The organism is Geodermatophilus sp. DSM 44513 (genome assembly GCF_032460525.1).
Taxonomy (GTDB): Bacteria; Actinomycetota; Actinomycetes; order Mycobacteriales; family Geodermatophilaceae; genus Geodermatophilus.
This window is the reverse complement of record NZ_CP135963.1, coordinates 1,530,040-1,547,382: the sequence shown is the minus strand read 5'-3', so window position 1 is coordinate 1,547,382 and position 17,343 is coordinate 1,530,040. Positions and strand designations below refer to the sequence as shown.

Sequence of the window (17,343 nt, the reverse complement as noted above, 5' to 3'; positions counted from 1 at the left end):
ATGGCTGCACCCGCCGGCGTGTCGGGCGACCACCCGCCGATGGTCACGGCGGGACCGGCGCTCAGCGCAGGTCCTCGGCGACGCGGATCGGGTCGCCGGCGGTCCCGGGGCGCTCCTCCCAGAACCGGCCGTCCCGCGCCCGCCACACGACCATGAGCACCAGGCCGACGGCGAAGGTCCCGACCCCGATGACCAGCGGGGGCCCCACGCCCAGCCACGCCTGACCGGTGTAGGAGTTCGCCGGGTCGGCGAGGTCGCGGACGGAGAGCACCAGCAGCCAGACCAGCAGCCCCGCGCCGGTCAGCGGGCCGACCCCGATGAGCAGGAACGCCGACACGCTGCGGGTCAGCAGCCGGCGGTGGTAGACCGCGCAGGCGACCCCGGTCAGCGCGTAGTAGAAGGCGATGAGCAGCGACAGCGCGGTGATGGAGTCGAACAGCGCGTCCTCGCTGACCAGGCTCACGGCGACGAACCAGACGCTGGCGATGCCGCCGACCCACCAGGTGGAGACGTCCGGGGTGCGGTAGCGCGGCGAGACGTGGCCGAAGCGGCGGGGCAGGGCGTGCCGGCGCGCCATGGACAGTCCGGTCCGCGACGCCGGGAGGATCGTCGTCTGGGTGGAGGCGACGGCCGCCGTGGCCACCGCCACGAGCACCACCCAGTCCCAGCCGCCGAGCACCTCGGTGGACAGCAGCGCGAACACCGCCTCCTCCTCCTCGGCGTTGTCGGCCAGGTAGTCGGTGCCGGCGAAGGCCAGGACGGCGACCGCCGCGCCGACGTAGGTGACCAGCAGCACGACGGTGGAGGCCACCGCGGCCCGGCCGGAGGCCGACGTGGAGTCGCGGGTCTCCTCGGTCAGGTTCACCGCGGACTCCCAGCCCCAGTAGGCGAACACCCCGAGCAGCAGCCCGCCGGTCAGCGCCGCACCCCCGGCGCCGAAGGGGTCCAGCCAGTTCCAGCTGGGGGCCAGCCCGCCCAGGGGGCTGTTGCCGGTCACGCCCCGGGCGAGGGCGACGACGGCGAAGACCAGCAGGGCCGCGGTCTGGGCGAGGATGAGCACGTCCTGCACCCGCGCCGACAGCTCGGTGCCCAGCACGCACAGCCAGGTCATGAGCAGCACCAGCCCGACGGTCAGCACCAGCACCGCCGGGGTGCTGTCGGCCAGCGCGTCCAGGCCGACGGTGCGCAGGGTGAACACGACGCCGACGTTGGCCAGCGACCCGGTGATCAGGACGCCGGTCATCGCGATGGCCCAGCCGCCGATCCACCCCGCCCACGGCCCCATCGCGCGGGTCACCCAGGAGAACGTCGTCCCGCAGTCGGGGTCCACCCGGTTGAGCGCGGCGAACGCGGCGGCGATGAGCAGCATCGGCACGAACGAGGCCAGCAGCACGCCCGGGGCGTGCACGCCGGTGAGCGCGACCAGCGCCCCGATGATCGCGGCCAGCGAGTACGCCGGCGAGGTCGAGGCCAGGCCGATGACGAGCGCGTCGCGGAACCCGATGGCGTCCGGGCGGAGGGTCGGCTCCGGGCGGGCGGCGGAGTCCACGGGGTCCGGGTGCATGCGACGGTTGTGTCAGCCGCTGGGGCATCCGACAACTCGACGGGCCGGGCGGGCGCGCGCCGACTGCGGGGGACCCGGGCCCCGGCCCGGTGGCGCGGCCCCGGGTACCCCGCGGTCGGGCCGCGGGCCGCGACTACGGGCTCGAGGTCAGCGCTGCACCACGTTGCGCAGCTCACCGCCGGCCAGCAGGGCGGCGAGGTTGGCGGCCACCAGCGCGTCGGCGCCGACCGGGCGGCCACCGGCGGCGTGCGGGGTGAGCAGCAGGTTCGGCGCGTCCCACAGCGGGGAGTCCGCCGGCAGCGGCTCGACGGCGGTGACGTCGAGGGCGGCGCCGCCGAGGCGGCCTCCGGCCAGCGCGTCGAGCAGTGCCGGCTCGTCGACCGTCGAGCCGCGGCCGACGTTGACGACCAGCGCGTGCCGCGGCAGCGCGGCCAGCCGGCCGGCGTCCAGCGCCCGCTCGGTGGCCGGCGTGGCGGGCAGCACCATGACCAGGACGTCGGTGCGCGCCAGCTCGTCGTCCAGCCGGTCCTCGGCGAGGACGGGGAAGCCAGCCCGCTCCCCCGCGCTGCGCGCGACGCCCCGCACGTGCGCGCCGAGGTCGCGCAGCAGCGGGGCGAGGGTCTGCCCGATGCTGCCGAAGCCCCAGACGAGCACCCGCGCGTCGAGCAGGGTGGTCACCGCGCCCTCGGGGTGCAGCGGCTGCAGCCCACCGAGCTCGCGGGCCCAGCGGTGCTCGCCCTGCGCGGCGACCGCGGCCGGCAGCCGGCGCAGCAGCGCGAGGACCAGGGCGAGGGCGTGCTCGGTCACCGGCGCGTCGTGCAGGCCCTGACCGGAGGTGACCAGGACGTCGTCCGGGAAGCCCGCGCCGAGGACGGCGTCCGGGCCGGCCGCCAGGGCCTGCACCCAGCGCAGCCGCGGCATCCGGCCGGCGACGGCCTGCAGGTCGGCCGGCCGGTTGCCCCAGACGACGAGCGCCTCGGCGTCCAGGTGCTCGTCGGGGACCGGGGACGCGGCGTCGTAGCGCACCGCCTGGACCCCCTCCGGCAGGTCGGGGTCCAGCGGCACGGAGTCGGGGAGCAGGAGCTTCACGGCGCCCAGCCTCCACCGTGGACCGGCCCGTGTCCTGCGGGCGGGCGCGCCGGACGCAGCGGGACCTGCGCAGACTGGGCAGAGACCACAGGAGGAGCCCCGATGCTCGACACCACGCCCGTGCACGCCGCACCCGACGCCGACCTGGAGGCGCTGCGGGAGCGCACCCGCGCGCTGTGCGCGCGGTTCCCCGACGCCTACTGGCGCGAGACCGACCGCGACCGCCGCTACCCGCAGGAGTTCGTCGACACCCTCACCGGGGCCGGGCTGCTCGCCGTCCTGATCCCGGCGGAGTACGGCGGCGGGGGGATGGGCGTGACCGCCGGGTCGGTGGTGATGGAGGAGATCAACCGCTCCGGCGGGCACTCCGCGGCCTGCCACGCGCAGATGTACACGATGGGCGCGCTGCTCCGGCACGGCAGCGACCGGCTCAAGGACGCCTACCTCCCGCTCATCGCCGCGGGCGAGCTGCGGCTGCAGGCCTTCTCGATCACCGAGACGACCGCCGGGTCGGACACCACCGCCATCGACACGACCGCCACCCGGGACGGCGACGGCTACGTCCTCACCGGGCACAAGAACTGGACCAGCCGGATCGCGGAGTCCGACCTGGCCCTGGTGCTCGCCCGGACCAGCGAGAAGGGCGCCGACCGGACCCGCGGGCTGACCCTGTTCCTGGTGGACCTGCGCCGGGTCCGCGCCGAGCAGCCGGAGGCCCTGGAGGTCGTGCCGGTGCGCACGATGTTCAACTACGCGACCAACCAGGTGTTCTACCGGGGCGTGCGGGTGCCGGCCGACCACGTGGTCGGGGAGGTGGACGCCGGCTTCCGCTACGTCATCGACGGGTGGAACGCCGAGCGCATCCTGCTGGCCGCCGAGGCCATCGGCGACGGCTACTGGTTCGTCGACCGCGCCGTCGGCTACGCCACCCGGCGGGAGGTCTTCGGCCGCCCGATCGGGGCCAACCAGGGCGTGCAGTTCCCGCTGGCCGACGCCTACATGCGGGTGCGCGCGGCCGACCTGATGCGCTGGGAGGCCGCCCGCCTGTTCGACGCCGGGCACCCCTGCGGCGCCGAGGCCAACATGGCCAAGCACCTGGCGTCGGAGGCCAGCTGGGCCGCGGCCAACGCCGCGCTCGACACCCACGGCGGCAACGGGTTCGTCGACGAGTACGACGTCGAGCGCAAGTTCCGCGAGACGCGGATGTACCAGGTCGCCCCGGTCAACAACAACATGATCAAGTCCTTCGTGGCGACCAAGGTGCTGGGCCTGCCGCGGTCCTACTGAGCCCGCGGACCGGCGTCAGCCGGACCGGTAGGTGCTGATCTCCACCAGGTTCCCGTCCGGGTCGCGCACGTAGACGCTGCGGATCGGCCCGATCGCGCCCGTGCGGTCCACCGGCCCCACCTCCACGGGCACCCCGAGTGCGGCCAGCTCGGCGACGACGTCGTCGAGCGGGTCCTCGGTGACCAGGCAGAAGTCCGCGCTGCCGGACCTGGGCGTGGCCGCCTTCGGCTCGAACTCCCGGCCGGCCTGGTGCAGGTTGATCTTGGCGCGGCCGAAGGTCAGGGCGGTGCGGCCGCCGGCGAAGACGACCGGCTGCATGCCGAGGACGTCGCGGTAGAAGGCGACCGTCGCGTCGATGTCGGCGACGGTGAGCACCAGGTGGTCGAACCGGTCGATCTGCACGGCGGGCCTCCGGGCGCGGTCGGTCGGGGTCAGGACAGCCGGGCGGTGCCGGTGATCGAGGTGCGGCCGCCGCGGACCATCGAGGACAGCACCAGCTCGTCGTCGCCGGAGCGGCGGCCATGGGTGAGCACGGTGGCGCCGGCGAACACCGGGCTGGTCAGCCGGTAGTCGAACGCCGACACCGGGCGCCCCGCGTGCCGGCGCGGGACCTCCAGCAGCAGCAGCGCCAGCAGCGGGCCGTGCACCACCAGGCCGGGGTAGCCCTCGACGCCGGTCACGTACGGCTGGTCGTAGTGGATGCGGTGGGCGTTGTGGGTGAGCGCGCTGAACCGGAACAGCAGCTCCGGGCCGGTCGCGGTCTCGATGCGCCAGTCGTGCTCCGGCTCGGCGTCCGGCTCCCCGACCGGCAGGACCCGCTGCTGCCCGGCGGGCTGGGACCGGTAGACGACGTCCTGCTCCTCGGTGAGCAGGACGTCGTCCCCGCTGCGGTCACCACGCCGGAACGTGTACCGGGTGGTCACGAACGCCATCGGCCCGCTGCGGCCGTCGGTGACCCGCACCGCGGCCAGCTCCGCCCGCCGGGTGACCCGCTCGCCGACCAGGATCGGCGCGCGCACCCGCACCCGGCCGCCGGCGATCATCCGCCGGCGGTCGGGGACGGGCGGCAGGAAGCGGCCGGCAGCCGGGTGCCCGTCCTCCCCCAGCCCGGACTGCCGCGGCGTGCCGAGGAAGGAGAACCAGTGCCACAGCAGGGGCAGCGGGTCGCCCTCCCCCGCGGCCGGCGCGGGGAGGTCGAGCACGGCGGAGAAGGCGGCCGCCGGCCAGGGGCCGACCACCTCCGCGGTCTCCTCCGGCTCCGGCGCCCAGCCCGCCAGCGCGGCGTGCAGGTCGGTCACGGGACCAGGATCGCGCGCCCCCTGACCTTCCCGGCGTCGAGGTCGCGCAGCGCGTCCACGGCCCGCTCCAGCGGGTACTGCTGGGTGTGCAGGGTGACCTTGCCGGCCTGCGCGAGCACCATCAGCTCGGCCAGGTCGGTGTAGGTGCCGACGATGTTGCCGACGATGTTCTTCTCCCCGGCGACGAAGTCCAGCGTCGGGATCCGCAGCTCGCCGCCGTACCCGATGACGTAGTACGAGCCGGCCGGGCCGGTCATGTGCCAGCCGTCCATCTCCGCGCCCTGCTCGGCGACGAAGTCGAAGACGACGTCCGCGCCCCCGCCGGTGAGGTCCTGGACGGCCTGCACCTGGGTGCCGTCGGCGAGCACGGTCTCGTCGGCCCCGATCTGCCGGGCGAGCTCCAGGGCGTCGGGGTTGCGGTCGACGACGATGACCCGCGTGCCCGACAGCGCGGCCAGGCACTGGACGCCGATGTGGCCGAGGCCCCCGGCGCCCTGCACGACCGCCGTGGTGCCCGGGTGCAGCAGCGGCAGCGCCTTGCGCACCGCGTGGTAGGCGGTGATGCCGGCGTCGGCGAGCGCGGCGACGTCGGCCGGGTTGGTCGACGGGTCGAGCTTCACGCAGGCACGGGCGGTGGTGCGCAGGTACTCGGCCATGCCCCCGTCGTCGTTCGACAGCCCGGGGAAGAAGGCGTTGACGCACTGCATGTCCCGGCCGGCGCGGCAGGGCATGCACAGCCCGCAGCTGGGGTGCGGGTGCAGGATGACGGTGTCACCGACGGCGACGTTGGTGACCCCCTCCCCGACCGCGTGCACCCACCCGGCGTTCTCGTGCCCGATCACGTAGGGCAGGTCGGGGTTCTGCAGCTCGGCCCACTGGCCCTCGAGGATGTGCAGGTCGGTGCGGCAGACCCCGGCGCCACCGATCTTGACGACGACGTCGAGCGGGCCCTGGAGCTGCGGCTCGGGGACGTCGTCGATGCGGGGGTCGACGTGGTACTCGTGCACGCGGACGGCCTTCACGGGCGCGTTCCCTTCGGGACGGTGAGCGGGAGGAGGACCCGGTCCTCGGGGCGGGGCGCCTGGTCGGCCTCCGACCCGGGGTAGCGGGTGGTGAGCAGGCCCCGGCAGAAGTGGGCGTTGCCGTCGACGGAGATGCGCACCGAGCGGGCCCGGCGCAGCACCATCTCCGCCTGCGCGGGGTCGGGACGGCTGCCGTCGTCCCGGATCAGCACCGGGGCACCGGCGTCCACCGGCAGGCCGAGCGTCGCCCGCCGGCGCAGCAGCGCGTCGGTGGTGTGCTCACCGGCCGGCAGGTCGCCGAGGGTGAGCGCCCAGACGTCCACCGCCGGGTCGGTGCGCAGCAGCGCGGTGACCGCGCGCTCCATCGCCGCGGTGTGCGCCTTGCGCTGGAAGGTCGCCCGCAGCTCGTCGAGGGAGTCCTCCGCCTCGTGCCCGAAGGTGCCGCGGTAGCCGAGCCCGGCGGCCATCCCGCGGTTGATCAGGTCGGAGTCGTGGTGGTCGTCCAGCTCGACCACCACCCGGCCCACCCCGGGGACGGCGGACACCGCGTCGTGCGCGTCGGACACCATCAGGAAGGCGAAGTTCGGCGCGCAGAACGACGTGGGCAGCCGCAGGTGCACCTCGACGGCGGCACCGTCGGCACCCGGGGTCACGGCCACCGAGCGGACGAAGCCGACGTCGGTGATCGGCTCGTCCAGCTCCGGGTCGACGACGGTGCCCAGGGCGTCGCGGACCTCACGCTCGGAGACGGCGGCCCGGTCGGTGAGCAGCGCGGTCATCGGCGTCCTCCTCAGCCCCTCGCGGTCAGACCGACGCGAGGTCGGCCGCGGCCGGCTCGCGCGGGCCGGTCTGGGTCTCGTCGGCGTCGGGCAGCTGCAGCTCGGTGGGCACCGGGAGGTCGTAGAGCTTGGCCGCGTTGAGGCCCAGCACCTTCTTCTTGAGCTCGGTGCCCAGCGGCGCGTACTCGGTCAGGTCCTCCGGGATCTGGAAGTCCACGAACGCCTCCACCAGCCACTTCGGCGTCCACAGCGCGTAGTCGCTGGAGAAGAGGATGCGGTCCTCCCCGAGCCAGTAGGTGAGCTCGCCCATGATCTGGGCGAAGTAGCGCGGCCGGGTGTGGATGAAGGGCATGGCGACCGCCAGGCCCGCGTGGACGTTGGGCTCCTGGGCGGCGATCCAGCAGAAGTCCTCGAGCCGGGGCAGCCCGCAGTGCTCGACGACGAAGGTCAGGTCGGGGAAGTCGGTGGCGGCGTGGTCGACGTCGGCCACGTCGAAGGCGTCGCGGTCCAGCGGGCGGATGGTGGGGCCCTTGTGCACGTGGATGTTCCTGATGCCGAGCTCCTGGCAGACCTCGAGGTACTTGTAGGTCCACGGGTCGCTGAGCTTGTAGCCGCGGGAGTCGCCCTGCCACTCGGCGGTGTAGAGCTTCACGCCCTTGAGGCCGAAGCGCTCGGCGTCGGCGCGCAGCTGGTCCAGGCCGGCCTCGCCGAAGCGCGGGTCGAAGCAGTGGTTGTAGGTCAGCTCGTCCGGGTGGGCCTGGGTCAGCGCCCACGCCTCCTCGGTCTGCCCGAAGCCGCGGTGGTAGAACTCGCCGAGCAGCGCCGGCTGGAAGACCGCGTGGTCGACGATGCCGTCGACGAACACGTCGCGCATCAGCCGCTCGCCGCCCTGGTAGAGGTACTCCTCGTAGCTCCACACCTCGGACTCGGGGCTGAGGTTGCGGTGGTAGTCGTAGAAGCAGTCGATGAACTGCTTGCCGTGGATGTTCCGCTGGTTCTCCGGGCGTCCGTCCCACAGTGCGATGTGGGCGTCGACCACGTAGTAGCTCTCGCCGTCCTTGCGGTACACGTCTGCCTCCGGGGGTCACGGGGTGAGGGCTGTTGCGTCCTGGCCGTCGACGCTAGGGGCGGCGCAGCGGCCGGCGAACCCGCCGGGTGTCTCACTTTGGGACGCCGGTCACGCCGGTGCGGTCGGCGACGTCGCCGGGGTCGCACGGCACGCGCGCGTACCCTCCTGTGGCACGGACCACAACGCTCGGCCCCGCCCCGGAGCAGACGGAGGTGACCCGTGGCCGTGCCCCACCTGCCGGCGGCGCCCGTCCCGCTGCCCGACCCCGCCCTGGCCGGCCGCGCCGCGGCGCCCCGACTGCGGGCGTCGTGGCGGCGCAGCTCCGCCTACGGGGTGACGCCGGACGAGGTCATCCCGGTCTTCACCGGCACCGTCGACACCGGCTCGCTGCTCTACGAGTGCGCGCACCGGGTGCTCACCGACCTGCAGGCCACGATCGCCGACGAGCCGGTCAGCCTGATGGTGGCCGACTCCGGCGGACTGGTCCTCGCCCGGCTCGGCGACGACCCCGGCATCCGCCGCTCCCTGGACCGGGTGCACCTGGCCCCCGGGTTCTCCTACAACGAGCGCAACGCCGGGACCAACGGGCTGGGCCTGTCCCTCGCCGACCGCGCGCCGTCCCTGGTCCGCGCGGAGGACCACTGGTGCGCCGAGCTGCGCGGCTACACCTGCGCGGCCGCCCCGGTCGTCGAGCCGGTGACCGGGGAGCTGGCCGGCAGCATCAACCTGACCACGTGGTCGGCCACCGGCTCGGAGCTGCTGCTCGGGCTGGCCCAGGCCGCGGCCAGCGCGACGAGCGCACTGATGCTGGTCCGCTCCGGAGGCCGCCCGCTGCGGCCCGCGCCGCGGGGCGAGGTCTTCCACGTCGTCGGCGGCCAGTGGGCGGCCGGCGACGGCGACGCGTGCGTGTCGGCCGGCTGGCGCGCCGCGGTCGAGGAGACGGCGGGCGCGATGACCGCCGGCCGGGTCGTCGCCGTCGTCGGTGAGCCGGGTGCGGGCAAGGCCACGCTGGCCGCCGCGGCGCGCCGCCGGCTGCCCGGGCGCCCGCGGCTGCTGCACGCCCGGGGGCCCGACCGCGGCGACGTGGCCGCCTGGCTGGAGCTGTGGACCCCGGAGCTGCGCGACGGCGGCACCTGCGTCATCGTCTCCGGGCTGGCCGACCTGCCCGCCTGGGCGGCCGACGAGCTCGGCCAGACCCTCGGCACGGTGCGCCGCGCGGCCGGCCCGCAGCCGTTCGTCCTCAGCGCCCCGGAGTACGCCGCGCTGCCCGGCCCGCTGGCCGCGCTGGTCGACACGGTGGTGCAGACCCCGCCGCTGCGGCACCGGACCGACGACGTCCTCCCCCTCGCGCAGGCCTTCGCCCGGGCCGAGCGGCACCGCGCGGTGACGGTCACCGCGCGGGCGGCCCGGGCGCTGACCGGCTACTCCTGGCCGGGCAACGTGCGCCAGCTGCGCCGCGTCGTCCGCCAGGCGGTGTCCCGCACCGACGTCGTGGACGTCCAGCACCTGGCGGCCGAGGTGCTCGACAGCGGCAGCCGCACGCTGACCCGGCTGGAGCGGCTGGAACGCGACGAGATCGTCCGCTGCCTCACCGCACCGGGCACCACGGTGACCCGCGCGGCCGAGGAGCTCGGCATCGGCCGCGCCACGCTCTACCGGAAGATCGCCCAGTACAAGATCACCGTGCCGCCGCGCTCGACGGACTGACCGGCCTCCCTCCCCGCCGGGTCGACCGGACGGGTGTCGCGCTCCCCTGTCCGTCACCCCCGTCCGGTAGACACCGGGGGCGTCGGCGGCCGCGCCGACGGAGGGAGACCCGATGAGCACGGCCACCAGCCCGGACACCCGGACCCCCGCGTCGCACCCCGCCGACCGCCACGACCTCATCCGCGTGGTCGGCGCACGGGAGAACAACCTCAGGGACGTCAGCGTCGAGATCCCCAAGCGCCGGCTGACGGTCTTCACCGGGGTCTCCGGCTCGGGCAAGAGCTCGCTGGTGTTCGACACCATCGCCGCGGAGTCCCGGCGGCTGATCGACGAGACCTACAGCGCCTTCCTGCAGGGCTTCATGCCCACCCTCGCCCGTCCCGACGTCGACCTGCTCGACGGGCTCACCACCGCGATCCTCGTCGACCAGGAGCGCATGGGCGCCAACCCGAGGTCCACGGTGGGCACCGCCACCGACGCCAGCGCCATGCTGCGCATCCTGTTCAGCCGGCTGGGCACCCCGCACGTCGGGCCCCCCACCGCCTTCTCCTTCAACGTCCCGACGCGCAAGGCCAGCGGGGTGATGAGCACGGACAAGGGCGGCCGGGTGGAGAAGGCCGTCGTCCGCGACGCGGTCTACCTGGGCGGCATGTGCCCGCGCTGCGAGGGCATGGGCTCGATCTCCGACATCGACCGCAGCGCGCTCTACGACGACGCCAGGTCGCTGAACGAGGGCGCCCTGACCGTGCCCGGCTACAGCATGGACGGCTGGTACGGCCGGCTCTTCTCCGGCGTGGGGCTGGACATGGACAAGCCGATCCGCGACTACTCGGCCGACGAGCTGCACACCCTGCTGCACGGCGAGCCGACCAAGATCAGGGTCGAGGGCATCAACCTCACCTACGAGGGCCTGGTCCCGCGGATCCAGAAGTCGATGCTGTCCAAGGACGTCGACGCCCTGCAGCCGCACGTGCGCCGCTTCGTGCAGCGGGCGGTGACCTTCACGCCCTGCCCCGACTGCGGCGGCACCCGGCTGACCCGGGAGGCCCTGGGGTCGCGGATCCGGGGGGCGAACATCGCCGACCTGTCCGCGATGCAGATCAGCGACCTCGCCGGCTGGGTCCGGGAGCTCGACGAGCCCTCCGTGGCGCCGCTGCTCGCCGGGCTGCAGCACCTGCTGGACTCCTTCACCGGGATCGGGCTGGGCTATCTCTCCCTCGACCGGCCGGCGGGCACGCTGTCCGGCGGCGAGGCGCAGCGCACCAAGATGATCCGCCACCTCGGCTCCTCCCTCACCGACGTCACCTACGTGTTCGACGAGCCCTCGATCGGGCTGCACCCGCACGACATCGAGCGGATGAACGGCCTGTTGCGCCAGCTGCGGGACAAGGGCAACACGGTGCTCGTCGTGGAGCACAAGCCCGAGGTGATCGCCATCGCCGACCACGTCGTCGACCTCGGCCCTGGGGCCGGCACCGGCGGCGGCGAGGTGGTGTTCCAGGGCACGGTCGAGGGGCTGGGGGCCAGCGGGACGCTGACCGGCCGGCACCTGGACGACCGGACGGCGCTCAAGCCCGCGGTGCGGACGCCGACGGGGGCGATGGAGGTGCGCGGCGCGCGCACGCACAACCTGAGCGGGGTCGACGTCGACATCCCGCTCGGCGTGCTGGTCGTGGTCACCGGGGTGGCCGGCTCGGGCAAGAGCTCGCTCATCCACGGCTCGGTCGCGCCCCGCGACGGCGTGGTGGTGGTCGACCAAGGCGCCATCCGCGGCTCGCGGCGCAGCAACCCGGCCACCTACACCGGGCTGCTCGAGCCGGTCCGCAAGGCGTTCGCCAAGGCCAACGGGGTCAAGCCGGCCCTGTTCAGCGCCAACTCCGAGGGCGCCTGCCCGACCTGCAACGGCGTCGGGGTGGTGTTCACCGACCTGGGCGTCATGGCGACGGTGGAGTCACCGTGCGAGGAGTGCGAGGGCCGCCGGTTCCAGGCAGCGGTGCTGGACTACACCCTCGGTGGCAGGGACATCGCCGAGGTGCTCGCGATGTCGGTGACCGAGGCCGAGGGGTTCTTCGCCACCGGGGAGGCGCGCACGCCGGCCGCGCACACGGTCCTGGGCCGGCTGGCCGACGTCGGCCTGGGCTACCTCACCCTCGGCCAGCCGCTGAGCACGCTGTCCGGCGGGGAGCGGCAGCGGCTGAAGCTGGCCACCCAGATGGCCGAGGGCGGGGACGTCTACGTCCTGGACGAGCCGACCACCGGCCTGCACCTGGCCGACGTCGAGCAGCTGCTGGGCCTGCTCGACCGGCTCGTCGACGCCGGCCGGTCGGTGGTCGTCATCGAGCACCACCAGGCGGTCATGGCGCACGCCGACTGGCTGATCGACCTCGGTCCCGGCGCCGGTCACGACGGTGGCCGGGTGGTCTTCGAGGGCACCCCGGCCGACCTCGTCGCCGCCCGCTCCACCCTCACGGCTGAGCACCTGGCGGCCTACGTCCGGGCCTGACGGGACGGCACGCGGCCGGGCCGGCCGCCACGGTGCGGACCGGCCCCGCGGGTCAGCGGGTGCGGGACAACCAGCGGCGGGCGTGCCGGCGGAGGATGTCGGCGGCCGGGCTGTCGCTGGCGTTGCGGCCCTCGAAGAGGGCGGCGAGGTCGTCGCGGTCGGCCGAGCTGACCCGCTCGACGAGCCGGACGTCCCGGCGACCGGCAGCCCGTCGGGTGGCGGAGCCCGGGGTGGGGTGGGTGTCGACGTCGGTGGGGTGCGGCATGGTTCCTCCGAACTGCACGATGGTGTTCCCGTACACCCATCGTCCTCCTCCATCGTTGGCAGATGTCGCCGTCGTGTTGTGAACGCCCCCACTGCGGGCAGGCAGATGTGGCTGAGCACACGGCGACACCGCGTGTGGAGAGGACACGATCATGCCCAAGGCGGGTTCGGCGCGCGGGTTCGCTCTGTCAGGCCTGACGCGTCCGGCGGCACGGACCACCGGCCAGGTCACGGCCGGGCTGCGACGACCCGCCGCCAGAGGAGCATGAGCCCGGCGGCCGCGAGGAAGACGGCCCCGCAGACCACCCAGCCGGTCAGGTAGGAGCCGGTGACCTCCACCGAGGTCCCGAAGAGCACCGGGCTGGAGGCGTAGCCGCCCATGAAGCCGAGGACCAGCACCCCGGTCGAGCGCCCCACCTGCTCGGAGCCCGCCGAGATCGCGGCCAGCATCGTGAACGCGTTCCAGGTCGCCACCGTCAGTCCCGCGACCACGACCGCGGGCCACACCAGCCAGGGGGTGCGGGCGGCCAGCAGGAGCCCGGCCACGCTGGCCGCCGATCCGACGGCGATGACGGCCAGCGGGAGGGCCACGTGCCCCATGCGCTCCATCCGGGGCCCGAGGACGATCCGCGCCGCCATGCCCACCAGGCCGATGGCAGCGGTGGCCGCGCCGGCCGCCGGCAGCGACCAGCCCAAGTCCTCGTGGGCGTATAGCGGGAGGAACGAGGTGACCGCGGCCCCGCCGAACCCCATGAGGGAGGAGTACGCCGCCAGCCAGCGCACGGCCGACGGGAGCCGTCCCGGCCGCTCCGCGGCCCGGCCGGCACGCCTGACAGCGGCACGGTCACCGGCCGGCACCAGCCGCCACGCGGCGAGCAAGCCCAGGACCGACACGGCGCTCACCAGCAGGAGCGACCACCGCCAGCTGGTGGCCAGGGCGACCGGCGGCAGGACCACCCCGGTCAGGAACATCCCCGCCTGCACCCCGGACTGCTTGGTGCCCACGACTCCCCCGCGGCGGCCGGCGGGGACGTACTCGGCGATCACCTTGTTGGTCGCCGGGTTGCTCGCGCCGTTGGGTGCGCCGGCGAGGGCCGCCAGGGCCAGCAACGCCCAGAAGGACGGCGCCACTGCCAGCAGGGCGGCCGAGACGACGGTGAGCGCGAAGACCCCCAGCAGCACCCGCCGTCCGCCGACCCGGTCGACGAGCCGGCCCGCCACCTGGGCGCAGGCCGCGTTGGACACGGCCACCGCGGTGACCACCAGGCCGAACTGCGAGCGGTCGATCCCGAGATCGTCGATGAGCAGTCCGGACAGCACCGCCAGCGCCGGGATGCTGTAGACCGACACCCCCATCGCCGAGGCCAGGACGACGGCGAACGCCGTCCGCCAGGCCGGTGTCCGGAGCTCGTACGGCGGGGTGTCCCGGGGCGCTGCCGCCGGCAGGCGCAGCCCGGGCGCCGTCATGCCACGGGTCGGGTGACGACGGACACGCCGATCATGGCGTCACGGCTCACCAGTGCCGCCAGGTCCACCTCGTCGAGGTGCCCGGTGCCCTCGGGCCGCAGCGGCACGACCAGGTACCGCAGGTCCGCGGTCGAGTCGTGCACCCGCACCTCCACCTGCTCGGCGAGGACCGTGCCGAACTCGGCGAGCACCGTGCGCGGCTCGGAGACCGCCCGACTGCGGTAGGCCGCGTCCTTGTACCAGTCCGGCGGGATGCCGAGCAGCGACCGCGGGTAGCAGGAGCACAGCGTGCACACCACGAGGTTGTGCACCTCGGGGGTGTTCTCCACGACCGCGACCTCGATCGGTCCGAGCTCGATGCCCAGCTCGCGGCAGGCGCCGCGTGCGTCCTGCCGCAGCCGTGCGGCGAAGGCGACGTCGGTCCACGCCCGCGCCACGACGCGGGCGCCGAGGGCCGGCGACCGACCGGTGAGGACGCCGACGGCCCGGGCGATGTCGGCCTCGGTGAGGACACCCTTGGCCACCAGCAGCCGGCGGACCGCCTCGGTGAGCCGTTCGGCCCGGCGGCGCTGGGCCTGCGGCTCCACCGGCCCGGGGGTCGCGGTCATCGGGCGGCCCCCGGGGTCAGCCAGTGGTCGTACACGTCCACCTGCAACGAGTCCGTCCGCCCGCCGGCGTAGCCGGGCCACAGGTCGCACTGCCGGAACCGCACCGTGCACAGCCAGCGCGGCGGCCCGGGTCGGCCGTAGGCCAGCAGCTCCGGGTCCGGGTACGGACCGCGGACCTCGACGACGACACCGCTGCGGCCGCGCACGTAGCCCGGGGTGCGGACGTGGCCGGGCGGCCACGCGTCCCGCACGCGGACGCGGTCCCCGACGGCCGGCACGCTCACGGCTCTGCGCGCTCGAGCGCCTCGAGTTCGCGCCCGAGTTCGGTCACCGTGACCGTGCCGGTCTCCAGGAGCACCTGCGTGAGCGCGTGCGCCCACCGCTCGTAGTAGGTGAGCGAGTCGTAGACGTCGGGGCCCATGTCCTCGATCGCCCGCCGCACCTGGTCGATCGTGAACACCCGCCGCTCGGGCAGGGAGAGCAGCCACATCACGGCCTCGACCGTCCGTTCCCAGGGCTCCAGGTCGTGCTCACCGGCCACGACCGGGCCGGCGGGCCGGCCGCCCATGTCGTGGTGGCGGTGTGCGGTGACCACGGGGGCCTCCTCGGGCGTCGGCGGTCAGTCCTCGTGCAGGGTCAGCGCTTCCACGGGACAACTGCGGACGGCCTCCCCCACGTCCGCACGGCGCTGCTCCGGCGGGTGCTCCACGAGGACGGTGACCACGGCGTCGTCGTCCCCGATGTCGAAGACGTCGGGAGCCGTGACCATGCAGTTCCCGTAGGCCTGGCACTTGCTGGCATCGAGCGAGACGCGCATGAGGTCCTCCGGACCGCTACAGGAAGATGGCGAGGTTCTTGGTGCCGAGCGACACCTGGTCGAGCAGGACGTGCCGCCGGGCGATCCGGAACCCCGAGGCGTCGGAGCGCAGGACGTCGTTCCGCTCGGCGGACAGCAGGTCGTACTGGCCTCGGTCCCCGCGGCTGCGGAACAGCAGCAGGTAGCTGCGGACCCTCAGCTCGTCGGGGTGGTCCCCCCACTCGACCTTCACGTTGGTGATGAAGCGGCGGGTGATCGACGGCGGGTCCTCCGCCCAGCCCACGTCCGTGCCGAGCTTGCGGACCCGGAGGCCCAGGCTCGCCTTGTTCTCGTCGAAGTGCCCGATCTCCTCGACGACACCGGAGTTGCCGACCCGCCGGGTGTTGCGCACCGGGGCGACGTAGACGACGTCGTCGGTGAACAGCGCGTACCACTCCGGGAAGCGCCGCTGGTCGAGCAGGTGCGCCTCCTCGATGAGGAAGTCCTGCGCGGCGACCCGGGTCTCGAGGGGCACGGGGACGGCGGCAGCTGCCGGCGCGGCCTCCACGGGGGGCAGTTCGGTCGAGGTGCTCACTTGTCCCCCACCACCAGGTCCAGCCAGCGGCGGTAGAACGACCGCGCGGCGGCCTCGCTGAACTTGCCGTCGTACACGGTGCCCGGCCCGGGGAACCCCGACAGCGGCTGGCGGCCCAGGCCCATCTGGTAGTGCAGCATCACCGGCTCCTCGAAGTTGAGGGTGGCGCTGGAGTTGCGGGTCTGCGCCTCCCAGTTCTCGGTGTCGTCCTGCTCGAACATCCCCGAACTGCCGAACGTCTGGACGTAGGTCTTGCGGCCCAGCTCCTTCCACCACTGCGGTGCGCCCTTCTCCACCAGGTGCCAGGACCAGGCCTGGATCGAGTCCGGGCCGATCGGCTGCCACAGGCGCACGGTCATGCCGGTGACCCGGTGGCCGGCGATCTCCACGACGTTGGGGATGAGGAAGGACAGGTTCGGGAAGACGTTGCCGTGGAAGTTCTTGATCCGGTCCATGAGCGCCAGCTGGTCCGGGGTGAGGTTGCGCTCGTACTCCGGCCGCAGCTCCTGCGGGTACCACGGGCCCTCGTCCTGGATCCCGATGCCGAGGCCGTGCCCCTGGCCGACGTCCACGTGGTAGCCGAGCCGTCCGAAGTCGACGCCGCTGACCAGACCGAGCTTGGCGAGGAAGGCGTGCGTGGTGGCCGTGTGGTAGGCGTCCGACGCGAAGTTCTCCGCGGGGAGCTTCCACGCCGTGGGCACGACCCACCGCTGCGGCGCCCCGACCACCTCGAACTCGGCCCGGCCGATGAGGATGTCGAGGTACCAGGCCATCCCACCGAGGAAGTCGGTCAGCGGCTCCGGGTGCGGGTTCCAGGTCGCGAAGACCATCCCGCGGTAGGAGTCGCTGGTCGCCTCGAGCAGCCGCAGCGAGTCGCGGTCCAGCCCCTCGACGTAGGCCGCCCGCTGGTAGGGGGCACCGAGGAAGGTCCCGTTGTTCCGGAAGGTGAAGCCGTGGTACGAGCAGCGCCACGACGGCCCGCTGCCCTCGTCCTCGACGGCGAGCCGCATGCCGCGGTGACGGCAGGAGTTCAGGAAGACGCGGATCTCGCCGTCGTCCCCGCGCGCCACGATGACGTTGCGCTCCCCCATGTCGCGGACGACGAAGTCACCGGGCGACGGGATCTCCGACTCGTGCGCCACGAAGAGCCACACGCGGTTCCACAGCCGCTGGTGTTCCAGCCGGTAGACGTCGGGGTCGGTGTGCACGAAGGCGGGGATCTGCCCGTCCTCGGGCAGCACGGTGGCCAGCAGTCGCTCCGACGTGGAGGTGGGTGTCTCCATCGGTCTCTCCTC

The 17,343-nt window shown here is 74.0% G+C and carries 18 protein-coding genes; 3 read left to right on the top strand and 15 right to left on the bottom strand.

All coding sequences use genetic code 11. The features are described 5' to 3' along the window. Window positions 1-61 precede the first annotated feature (61 nt). Window positions 62-1,564 (bottom strand): APC family permease, encoded by a 1,503-nt coding sequence (locus RTG05_RS07530; protein ID WP_166528125.1) that lies wholly within the window; start codon window positions 1,562-1,564, stop codon window positions 62-64. Window positions 1,565-1,711: 147 nt separating this feature from the next. Next, complete coding sequence (locus RTG05_RS07525; protein ID WP_166528124.1) at window positions 1,712-2,653, bottom strand: NAD(P)-dependent oxidoreductase; 942 nt, start codon at window positions 2,651-2,653, stop codon at window positions 1,712-1,714. Window positions 2,654-2,755: 102 nt separating this feature from the next. Between RTG05_RS07525 and RTG05_RS07520 the strand changes: the two genes are divergently transcribed. Beyond that, window positions 2,756-3,940: an acyl-CoA dehydrogenase family protein gene (locus RTG05_RS07520; RefSeq protein WP_166528123.1), complete on the top strand. Its 1,185-nt coding sequence runs from the start codon at window positions 2,756-2,758 to the stop codon at window positions 3,938-3,940. Window positions 3,941-3,955: 15 nt separating this feature from the next. On the opposite strand, the gene RTG05_RS07515 is transcribed toward RTG05_RS07520, so the two are convergent. Genes RTG05_RS07515 through RTG05_RS07495 form a run of 5 tightly spaced genes read right to left on the bottom strand, consistent with a single transcriptional unit; the run spans window position 3,956 to window position 8,108 of the window. Continuing rightward, window positions 3,956-4,342 (bottom strand): VOC family protein, encoded by a 387-nt coding sequence (locus RTG05_RS07515; protein WP_166528122.1) that lies wholly within the window; start codon window positions 4,340-4,342, stop codon window positions 3,956-3,958. A gap of 29 nt (window positions 4,343-4,371) precedes the next feature. Continuing rightward, window positions 4,372-5,238, bottom strand: a complete 867-nt coding sequence (locus tag RTG05_RS07510) for an HTD2 family dehydratase (RefSeq protein ID WP_208104846.1) — start codon at window positions 5,236-5,238, stop codon at window positions 4,372-4,374. Further along, window positions 5,235-6,260: an NAD(P)-dependent alcohol dehydrogenase gene (locus tag RTG05_RS07505; RefSeq protein WP_166528121.1), complete on the bottom strand. Its 1,026-nt coding sequence runs from the start codon at window positions 6,258-6,260 to the stop codon at window positions 5,235-5,237. Before RTG05_RS07505 ends, RTG05_RS07510 begins: the two co-directional genes overlap by 4 nt. After that, window positions 6,257-7,039, bottom strand: coding sequence for a metal-sulfur cluster assembly factor (locus tag RTG05_RS07500; RefSeq protein ID WP_166528120.1), 783 nt, complete (start codon window positions 7,037-7,039; stop codon window positions 6,257-6,259). Before RTG05_RS07500 ends, RTG05_RS07505 begins: the two co-directional genes overlap by 4 nt. 25 nt (window positions 7,040-7,064) lie before the next feature. Next, on the bottom strand, window positions 7,065-8,108 hold the full coding sequence (locus RTG05_RS07495) for an amidohydrolase family protein (RefSeq protein WP_166528119.1): 1,044 nt from the start codon (window positions 8,106-8,108) through the stop codon (window positions 7,065-7,067). A gap of 219 nt (window positions 8,109-8,327) precedes the next feature. On the opposite strand from RTG05_RS07495, the gene RTG05_RS07490 reads away from it, so the two are divergent. Further along, a complete protein-coding gene (locus RTG05_RS07490; protein WP_315912411.1) occupies window positions 8,328-9,815 on the top strand; it encodes an AAA-type ATPase lid domain-containing protein in 1,488 nt (495 codons plus the stop codon). A 112-nt stretch (window positions 9,816-9,927) separates the two neighbouring features. Further along, window positions 9,928-12,318: an ATP-binding cassette domain-containing protein gene (locus tag RTG05_RS07485; protein WP_166528118.1), complete on the top strand. Its 2,391-nt coding sequence runs from the start codon at window positions 9,928-9,930 to the stop codon at window positions 12,316-12,318. A 52-nt stretch (window positions 12,319-12,370) separates the two neighbouring features. Here RTG05_RS07485 and RTG05_RS07480 read toward each other — a convergent pair whose 3' ends face one another. The 8 genes from RTG05_RS07480 to RTG05_RS07450 form a co-directional block, all read right to left on the bottom strand. Beyond that, complete coding sequence (locus tag RTG05_RS07480) at window positions 12,371-12,619, bottom strand: hypothetical protein (RefSeq protein WP_166528117.1); 249 nt, start codon at window positions 12,617-12,619, stop codon at window positions 12,371-12,373. Window positions 12,620-12,810: 191 nt separating this feature from the next. Further along, the gene (locus RTG05_RS07475) at window positions 12,811-14,049 is read right to left on the bottom strand and encodes an MFS transporter (protein ID WP_166528116.1); all 1,239 of its coding nucleotides are present in this window, start codon (window positions 14,047-14,049) and stop codon (window positions 12,811-12,813) included. After that, window positions 14,046-14,657: a nitrile hydratase subunit alpha gene (locus RTG05_RS07470; protein WP_166528115.1), complete on the bottom strand. Its 612-nt coding sequence runs from the start codon at window positions 14,655-14,657 to the stop codon at window positions 14,046-14,048. Before RTG05_RS07470 ends, RTG05_RS07475 begins: the two co-directional genes overlap by 4 nt. Next, complete coding sequence (locus RTG05_RS22345) at window positions 14,654-14,941, bottom strand: SH3-like domain-containing protein (RefSeq protein WP_396349627.1); 288 nt, start codon at window positions 14,939-14,941, stop codon at window positions 14,654-14,656. Before RTG05_RS22345 ends, RTG05_RS07470 begins: the two co-directional genes overlap by 4 nt. Next, window positions 14,938-15,252, bottom strand: coding sequence for an SH3-like domain-containing protein (locus tag RTG05_RS22340; protein ID WP_166528113.1), 315 nt, complete (start codon window positions 15,250-15,252; stop codon window positions 14,938-14,940). Before RTG05_RS22340 ends, RTG05_RS22345 begins: the two co-directional genes overlap by 4 nt. Window positions 15,253-15,276: 24 nt before the next feature. Then, window positions 15,277-15,474, bottom strand: coding sequence for a ferredoxin (locus tag RTG05_RS07460; RefSeq protein ID WP_166528112.1), 198 nt, complete (start codon window positions 15,472-15,474; stop codon window positions 15,277-15,279). Between the two features lie 16 nt (window positions 15,475-15,490). After that, complete coding sequence (locus tag RTG05_RS07455) at window positions 15,491-16,048, bottom strand: aromatic-ring-hydroxylating dioxygenase subunit beta (protein WP_208104845.1); 558 nt, start codon at window positions 16,046-16,048, stop codon at window positions 15,491-15,493. Further along, the gene (locus RTG05_RS07450) at window positions 16,045-17,331 is read right to left on the bottom strand and encodes an aromatic ring-hydroxylating dioxygenase subunit alpha (RefSeq protein ID WP_166528111.1); all 1,287 of its coding nucleotides are present in this window, start codon (window positions 17,329-17,331) and stop codon (window positions 16,045-16,047) included. Before RTG05_RS07450 ends, RTG05_RS07455 begins: the two co-directional genes overlap by 4 nt. Between the last annotated feature and the right edge of the window lie 12 nt (window positions 17,332-17,343).

Excerpts from the sequence above, each read along its gene's own strand:
- RTG05_RS07530 (WP_166528125.1), bottom strand. The coding sequence starts at position 1,564 with ATGCACCCGGACCCCGTGGACTCCGCCGCCCGCCCGGAGCCGACCCTC.
- RTG05_RS07520 (WP_166528123.1), top strand. The coding sequence starts at position 2,756 with ATGCTCGACACCACGCCCGTGCACGCCGCACCCGACGCCGACCTGGAG.
- RTG05_RS07500 (WP_166528120.1), bottom strand. The coding sequence starts at position 7,039 with ATGACCGCGCTGCTCACCGACCGGGCCGCCGTCTCCGAGCGTGAGGTC.
- RTG05_RS07485 (WP_166528118.1), top strand. The coding sequence starts at position 9,928 with ATGAGCACGGCCACCAGCCCGGACACCCGGACCCCCGCGTCGCACCCC.
- RTG05_RS07475 (WP_166528116.1), bottom strand. The coding sequence starts at position 14,049 with ATGACGGCGCCCGGGCTGCGCCTGCCGGCGGCAGCGCCCCGGGACACC.
- RTG05_RS07470 (WP_166528115.1), bottom strand. The coding sequence starts at position 14,657 with ATGACCGCGACCCCCGGGCCGGTGGAGCCGCAGGCCCAGCGCCGCCGG.
- RTG05_RS07460 (WP_166528112.1), bottom strand. The coding sequence starts at position 15,474 with ATGCGCGTCTCGCTCGATGCCAGCAAGTGCCAGGCCTACGGGAACTGC.
- RTG05_RS07450 (WP_166528111.1), bottom strand. The coding sequence starts at position 17,331 with ATGGAGACACCCACCTCCACGTCGGAGCGACTGCTGGCCACCGTGCTG.